General features: G+C 71.7%; 7 protein-coding genes. 2 read left to right on the top strand and 5 right to left on the bottom strand.

What is annotated here, in order from left to right; translation table 11 throughout:
• A partial coding sequence (locus IT371_26845) for a transporter (GenBank protein MCC6751300.1) occupies window positions 1-204 on the top strand: 204 nt, incomplete at its 5' end.
• Window positions 205-224: 20 nt separating this feature from the next.
• Here IT371_26845 and IT371_26840 read toward each other — a convergent pair.
• The 5 genes from IT371_26840 to IT371_26820 form a co-directional block, all read right to left on the bottom strand.
• Complete coding sequence (locus tag IT371_26840; GenBank protein ID MCC6751299.1) at window positions 225-1,151, bottom strand: hypothetical protein; 927 nt, start codon at window positions 1,149-1,151, stop codon at window positions 225-227.
• A gap of 21 nt (window positions 1,152-1,172) precedes the next feature.
• On the bottom strand, window positions 1,173-2,201 hold the full coding sequence (gene ychF, locus IT371_26835; protein ID MCC6751298.1) for a redox-regulated ATPase YchF: 1,029 nt from the start codon (window positions 2,199-2,201) through the stop codon (window positions 1,173-1,175).
• Between the two features lie 130 nt (window positions 2,202-2,331).
• Window positions 2,332-3,657 (bottom strand): hypothetical protein, encoded by a 1,326-nt coding sequence (locus IT371_26830; protein MCC6751297.1) that lies wholly within the window; start codon window positions 3,655-3,657, stop codon window positions 2,332-2,334.
• A gap of 132 nt (window positions 3,658-3,789) precedes the next feature.
• Entirely contained in the window at window positions 3,790-4,290 is a 501-nt protein-coding gene (locus IT371_26825; protein ID MCC6751296.1) for a hypothetical protein, read from the bottom strand.
• Between the two features lie 199 nt (window positions 4,291-4,489).
• Window positions 4,490-5,479, bottom strand: a complete 990-nt coding sequence (locus IT371_26820) for a DUF2183 domain-containing protein (protein MCC6751295.1) — start codon at window positions 5,477-5,479, stop codon at window positions 4,490-4,492.
• Between the two features lie 423 nt (window positions 5,480-5,902).
• Between IT371_26820 and IT371_26815 the strand changes: the two genes are divergently transcribed.
• Entirely contained in the window at window positions 5,903-7,057 is a 1,155-nt protein-coding gene (locus IT371_26815) for a hypothetical protein (protein ID MCC6751294.1), read from the top strand.
• Window positions 7,058-7,183: the final 126 nt, after the last annotated feature.

The following is a 7,183-nucleotide window of genomic DNA, read 5'->3' as shown; positions in this document are numbered from 1 at the left end:
GGCGCGACCTACGTCGGAGCCGGAGAAAACATCGCCCTCGGCCAGCCCACCCCCGCGCAGGTGATGAAGTCGTGGATGACGAGCCCCGGACACCGCGCGAACATCCTCGGCCCGTTCACGCACCTCGGTACGGGATACGTGCCGTGCGGCACCGGCGCGTTCGCGAAGCCGTACTGGACGCAGGACTTCCTCAAGAAGAAATGAGGGCCCCCTGACCGGACCCGTCAGGACCGACGGCGCGGGGCCTTCTTGGCCGCCGTGCGCGAGCCCTTCTTGGCGGCGGTGCGCGAGGCCTTGGCCGGCTTCGCGGGGGCCTTCTTGGCGGCGGTGCGCGAAACCTTGGCCTGCTTCGCGGGGGCCTTCTTCTTCGCCGGACGGGCAGCGTTCGCGGACTTCACGGACTTCTCGTTCGGCGTTCTGGCCGGCTGCGGCGGCTTCGCCGGGGGGCGCTTGCTTCCGGGCCTGGCCCTCGCCTTCACCGGGCTTTCCGACGACCGCGTCGCCACCTCGGCAGGTGGCGCGGCGGCGAGCGACGGCGGGGCGGAGGACGGCTCGGCGGCCGGCTGTACGCCAGACAGCGCCAGCGGCGGCCACGGGATCACCACCTGCGGCGCAGGCACCGCTGGCGACGCGGCGACGGCTTGCGCCTCGGGTGCCAGGAGCGCCCGCACCTGCTCCGGCGCGGCTTCGGCCGGGGTGAGCGGCGGCCCACCCTCGAGCTCACGCACCCGCCGCCGCAGGTCCCGCACCTCGAGGTCGAGCGCCTTGGCGTTCGCGCGCACGGTCTCCACGGCGAGCTTGGCCTCCATCTGCTCCTTGCGAGCCGCGTCGATTTTCTGATTGGCCCGGATGAGGTCCTCGCGCAGCTGCTGGTTGTGCGCGCGCAGATCCGTGGTGTCCTTCTGCGCGACGGCCAGCTTTCCCATCAGCTCCAGCTTGCCGTGCTCGAGCGCGTGGAGCTGTTCTCTCTCCGGCTGCGCCGTCTGCCGCGAAACCGCGGCCGACCACTCGTCGAGCGCGCGAAGCAGCGCCCCCCCGGTGGCGAGGCGCACGTCCGGCTGGGTAGCCGACAGGAGTTCGAGGAGCTCGTTCAGCACCGGGCGAAGGCCCGCTACGATGAGGACTCGGGCGTCGTGTAGCTGCTGGGTCATGGTGTGCGTCGGGCCGTGCGATCAGACGTTGAAGCGAATGGTGATGATGTCGCCATCCTTCACCTCGTAGTCCTTCCCTTCGACGCGGAGCTGCCCCACGGCGCGGCACTTGGCCTCGCTGCCGTGCTGCAGAAAGACGTCGTAGTCGATGACCTCCGCCCGGATGAATCCCTTCTCGAGGTCGCTGTGGATGGCCCGGGCCGCGCGCCGCGCCTTCGTCTCGCGCGGGATGGGCCACGCGCGCACCTCATCGGGCCCCACGGTGAAGAAGCAGATCTGCTTGAGAAGGTGCAGACTCGCCTGGACGAAGCGCTGCGAGACGGGCGCCGACAGCCCGTAGGCCGCCAGGAACTCCTGCTGCGCCGCCGCATCCAGGGCCGCGATCTCGAGCTCCAGCGGAGCGCAGAGCCAGAGCACCTCGCTGCCCACCGCCCTCGCCGCCTCGTGCACCGCGGCGGGCGGTCCGTCGCCGAGGAGCTCCTCGGTGACGTTGACCACCGTCAAGACCGGCCGTTGACTGACGAGCCCCGTGTCGTCCAGCAGGTCGAGCGCCTGTTCGTCCCAGCCGTGGAGGCGCAGCGGCGTCTCCTGCTCGAGGAGCTTGGCCGCCATGGCCAGCGCGTCCTCTTCGCCCGGCCGTGCGCCTCCGCCCTTGGCGATGCGCGCCCGCCGCTTCTCCACCCGCTCCATGTCGTTCAGCACGAGCTCCGTCGAGAGGGCCTGGATCTCCTGCGGCACGAACTCCGCCACCGGCTCTCCGGTGTAGGCTCCGACGACGTGCGCGTAGGCCTTGAGGTCGCGCAGCTCGCGCACCCCCGCCGCGTCCACCGGACCCGACGCGTGCGCCTGCGGCAAAGCGAGCGTGAACTCGGCGTAGACCGTCTTCTTCGGCTTGCAGAGCTCCGTCAGCCGATCCACCCGCGGGTCGGCCACGCGGGCGATACCGAGGCGCGCCTTGCCGGGCGTACGGGGCGCCCCGCCCTGCCCGGTCAGGGCATCGAACAGCGTGTTCCGGCCAGCGCTGACACGGCCGATGATTCCTACCTTCATGATCGCCTCACTCGACGTGGCAGCGGTCTAGCCCATCCCACCCGCCATGTCCAGCAGGCCGCGCGGGGAGGGAAGACCTTGGCCCGCGAGCGCGGCGTCGTCGAGCACCGTCGGGCGTCGTCGCACAGCGCTATCGCGGCGCGTTCTCCTTCTCGCGCAGCGCCAGCAGACAGCGCGCGAGCTGCAGCTCGATGGCCTGCGCGCACACCGAGGAGCGCCCCGCGCCCGCCGCACGCCGCGCCTCTCGTGCGAGCCGCAGCGCGAGCGTGCGGTAATTCTGCGCGAGCTTGGTCCGGCTCAACCCGAGCAGCGCCTCGGCTCGCAGCGCCGGACCCGACGCGAGGGCCTGATAGCCCGCCGCCGCCGCCGGAAGCCGCCCGAGCTGGTAGTGGACCCCCGCCAGCCAGAGCCGCACGACGGGGTGGTGCCGCACCGTCGGCGGCAGTGCGACCAGGAGTCGCTCCATCTCGCCGTACGCCCGCGCTGCGCGAAGTTCGAGCAAGTGCCGTCGCGCCGCACGTCCTTCGTCGGTCGCGTCGAACGCCTTGGGCAGAGCGGGCAGCTCCGGCAGGTCCGGGGTCTCCCGATCGGCAGCACGCGGCTCCGCCTCCGTCGGCGCCACGGTACGAGCCGACGCGTCGGGTGGCATTCCACCTCCCGTGTCGGGCAAGCGAAGATCCGGGGGCGGAAGCGGCGAGACCACCGGCGCTGGACGCGTACTGACCTCCGCGATCGCGTCGCCGCTCGACGCGACGAGGGGCACGGGGACCCGCGGTCGCCACGGTTCGGCACGCAGATGCATGTACAGCTTGATCCCTCCCACGGCGAGCGAGAGCGTCAGCGCTGCGCCGACACCCACCGCGATCGCGCTGCGGAGCCACGCGTGCCCGTCGGGCGGGGCGAGGCCCGCGTCCCGGCTACCTACCCCGCCCGCGGATGCAGCCGGTCCCGTGCGCTGCACCGGGCGGCGGGGGATCGCGACAGCGCCCTCGGAGAGCTCGTCGCTCCGGTCCGGCACCGGGAAGCTCCGGAGCTCCATCAACGGCGCCGGCGGCGGCCCGGCATCGACGAAGGCCTCGGTGGGCAGCGGCGGCGGCAAGGACTCCGCGCGCACGATCGGTCGGCCGGGACGCGTGGGCCAGGTCGGGTCGGGCTCCGTCGGGCGACTCGGTTCCTCGTCGGCCTCCGCGACGCCGTCGAAGGTCGGCTCCGTCGGCTCGTACCACTCGTGCGCCAGCGCCGAGATCCGGTCGTCGAGCGCCATCACGGGCGTCGGCTGGTCGATGAAGAGGTCGTCGGCAGGCGCTCCCGAACCCGGCGCCGTGTCGCGCTCGGCCAGCACCACCAGCGACTCGGGCCGCGCGGAGCTCTCGATGTGCCCGCGATAGCGGTCGCGCTCGCCCGAGTCGAGCTCCACGCGTCGAGTCTCTTCGCGATCCGTGGGACTGCCAGGCATGGAAGACACCGGTCGACTCGCCTGCCCCGAGTCTTCCACGGATCGGCCCGACTGAAAGCTACGAAGTGCGTGCCAGAGCGGCGTCGCGCGCGCGAGAGAAGCTGGCCGGACCCTTAGGCGCTCGCCAAGGGCTCAGCGCCTGGCGCGGAGGCGCTGGGCGATCGGCTGCACCACCGCGCGATGCACGGCGCGCGCGCCGGCCTTGAGCTCGGGCCCGAGGAGGTAGAGCCCCATCAGGGCCGCATCTGGCGCCTCGCACCCCTGGAAGTGCATGAAGACCGCATGACCCAGGTTCGCGCCCGCCGCGGCATAGCGCACGGGACGCGGCACGACGTCGCGTGCCAGGGAGGCCGCGGCGCCCATCAGCGTGAAGGGCACCGTGGCCGCGCGGGAGAGCCGCTCCGTATGCGGCAACGTCTGATTGAGAACGTCGGCCACGATGAAGCCCGTGGAGATGAGGTGCCAGCCGGTCGCGAGAGAGCGAACCACCTTGTCCCCGAGACGCGCGCGGGAGAAGGACGACGCGACGCGACCGAGCCAGCCGCGCTGCTCCTCGGCCGCCGCGGCCGGTACCGAAACCCCGACTACCAGTACCAGCGCCATCCCCGCGTAGGTTCGTCTGAGTAGCGTCATTCGGGAGCACCTCCGACTGCCGTGAGGCCATTGCACGCCCAGTGCCACTGCCGGCGAGCCCAAGTCCGTGGAATTTCTGGGCAGCCGTGGGACACCGCTGGATCCTTCCGCCACACCACGAAGCGGCAGGTGGTCACACGGCGCGTCACGGGGGGAGGCAGCGCGGGCGAGGAGTCGCGGTGGCTGGCCCGCGAGCGCTCTAGGGCCGGTTGGCCGCGAGGAGCCCGTCGATCTCCCGGTCGGAGATCGCCAGACCGTCGCGCTGCGCGGCGCGCATGATGCGGCGGGCCGCCGCCTCGTCGAGAATGGAGAGGCCGAAGAGGCGCGCCGCCGCCACGGCGTAGTTCTCTACCAGGTGGAGCCCGCTCACGCGCGAGGCGTCGATGGTCTTCACGCGGTGGATGAACGCCGCAGCCACGCGGGTCGGATAGGCGGCGCGGATCGCCTGATACACCTCGGCGTCGCGCGCGCTCGAGTCGCCGAAGAGCACGAAACGCTGCCCCGGCTGGGCCTCGAAGATTTTCGTGACATCCTTGATTTTCTCTTTTTCCACGATCCACGGCATCGTGGATATCCCCGTCTCGATCGCCCCGGCCGGTAGCCCGTTCGCCGCGAGCCAGGGCGGGATCTCCACCACGCGCTCGGGACTGCGCGCGGTGACGTAGTACATGTCGCCCGGCCTTCCGCCACCGCCGAGCTCGAGCTCGGTGTAGAGCGCGGCCACCCCCGGATACGAGGCGGGAAGCGCGGCATTCCGGCCGTGCGGCGGGAGGATCGTGTCGTCGATGTCCGAGACGATGCCGAACTCCGCCGCTCCGTTCGGCGCGGCGAGTGCGCTGACGGTCAGCTTCCCGACCAGCAAGCGCTCGTCGAGGTTCGAAAGCTTCAGCGTCCAGCTCCGCTCCGAGTCGTCACCCTGGCAGCGCACGGCGGGGGCGGACGATTCGTCGCTGCCGCAGCGGAAGGCGCCGGCGTAGGCCTCCAGCTTGGCGACCACGTCGTCGGTCTGCGTCAGGCGCGCGGAGAGCCCCTTGGCCCGGACTCGGTAGCGCCGCGTCTTGCCGGCGCTGAGCCGGACGGAGACCTCGCGCAGCACGGTGTCGGCTTTGCCGCCGAGGACGCCGAGCTCCTCGAGCGCTTCCTCTTCGGAGGGCGCGCCGCAACCGAGGACTCCAAGGAGCAGGACCAAACAGCACCAAGGACGGCATCGCAGCACGGGGCACGACTCCTGGTCAGGGGCTTACGGCCCGGCCCTCGTGCAATGCGCGATCCACGGCGCGGTCGGGGCCCGGCGCACCGAACCTACTGCGAGCCCAGCGGAAAAGTCCATGGGCGCGGAGCCACCGGCGTCCGGCTGCGCCAGCTCGGTCACCGAAGATCGGTGGCACGGGCCGCGATCCATCCCCCCGGCCGCGCTTCACGGTGCGACCTCGTGTGAGCACCGCACAGGGAACCCGCCGGCCAGACAACTTCGCCCGCCACCCGCCGCGCTCCCCCGGTCGCGCATGGTAAGCGAGGAATCTCAGCACCTTGCCCGCGAGGGCGCCCCGGCACATCTCCTGCTATAGCGGCGAACCGCCACGCGTCCCGCACGCGAGCCACAGGAGCCAGCATGTTCACGCACCGTCGCAGGGCCGTTCTCCTAGCCATCTTTGTTTCGACCGTCTCCGGCCCGGCGCAGGCCAAGGATGTCACCGACCAGGACCGGCAGGACCTTCCCGACGCGAGCCAGCGAGCCCTCCGTCAGGCCACCGCCTTGCAGCGCCTGCTCGAGGGCGACGGCGCCGCGCTTCCCGCCTGGTTCCGTCTCGCTCCCACGCGCTTTCGCGAGACGGCCAAGGTCGAGCGCGCGAAGCTCGGCCAGGTCGAGAGCGACCGGTGGTTGTCGGAGACCCGCTTCAGCGGCGCGTTCGACGCCGCGGGGAACGCTCTGCGCCACCTCACCGTGCAGTCCAGCCCCACTCCCGGCAGGTACGACCTCCTCCTGTCGGCCTCTCGCGCGCACCACGCCGACAATGGCGAGCTGAAGAGCTGGACCCACGAGCTCCAGCAGGAGCTGAAGGCCGACGTCGTACGCGTGGGCCACACGCGCCGCGTCCAAAGCTTCAACGTCGAGGAGATCGCGCCGATCACCGAGGGCGAGTTCAAGGGGATGGTGGTGATCCGCCGCGGGACCGCCTACTCCATCGGCAACGTGATTCCGGGCGCGTGGGTCACCGAGCTCACGGAGGAGCCCTGGAACCCGCGCTCGGGCGGCCCCGTCGACGCGGGTCGGGACGTCGCGTACCAGCTCCGCAAGTTGGCCCTGCCGGCCTCCTTCACCGGAGCCGCGGCCGACCAGATCCGCGCGGCCATCGGCGCGGCGGCCGAGCAGCTCGAGCAAGAGAACGAGCGCAAGACGGCCCAGAAGGTGACCTACGCCCTGCACCTGCCCGGCGCCCGGCCGCGCCTGCTCGCGAACTTCGCCGAGTACCGCCAGTACCTCTTCCTCTCGCAGGGGAAGGTGGACATCGGCCACGGCGCGGCGATCACCATCCCCTTCCTCGAGAGCATCGGCAAGGAGGTGCGGCTCATCACGCAGGGCTGGAACGCCGGCAAGGTGGAGATCGCAGACCGCCCGGTCGCAAAGTACGACTTCGCGCCGGGTTCGCCGACCTACGGCGGGGTCAAGGAGTACGGCTTCAGCCCCGAGCGCTTCACCGGCCCGACGGCCTCGAAGGTCGCCGCCCCCCGACGCACGCGCCCCACCTCCACGCGCCGGCAGTAGCCCGCTCCCCGGCGCCACGCACCGCCCTCGCCCCGCCACGCACCGCCACCCCCAGACGCACGAAGAGCGCGACCGACACGGCCGCGCTCTCCGTAGAGCCCCTCGCGGAGCCCGTCGTCACGTCCT

The sequence above is a fragment of the Deltaproteobacteria bacterium genome (assembly GCA_020848905.1).
GTDB lineage: Bacteria > Myxococcota_A > Polyangia.
Note: the sequence above shows the minus strand (reverse complement) of the source record. Positions and strands in the feature narration are given on the sequence as shown.

Excerpts from the sequence above, each read along its gene's own strand:
- IT371_26840 (MCC6751299.1), bottom strand. The coding sequence starts at position 1,151 with ATGACCCAGCAGCTACACGACGCCCGAGTCCTCATCGTAGCGGGCCTT.
- ychF (MCC6751298.1), bottom strand. The coding sequence starts at position 2,201 with ATGAAGGTAGGAATCATCGGCCGTGTCAGCGCTGGCCGGAACACGCTG.
- IT371_26830 (MCC6751297.1), bottom strand. The coding sequence starts at position 3,657 with ATGCCTGGCAGTCCCACGGATCGCGAAGAGACTCGACGCGTGGAGCTC.
- IT371_26825 (MCC6751296.1), bottom strand. The coding sequence starts at position 4,290 with ATGACGCTACTCAGACGAACCTACGCGGGGATGGCGCTGGTACTGGTA.
- IT371_26815 (MCC6751294.1), top strand. The coding sequence starts at position 5,903 with ATGTTCACGCACCGTCGCAGGGCCGTTCTCCTAGCCATCTTTGTTTCG.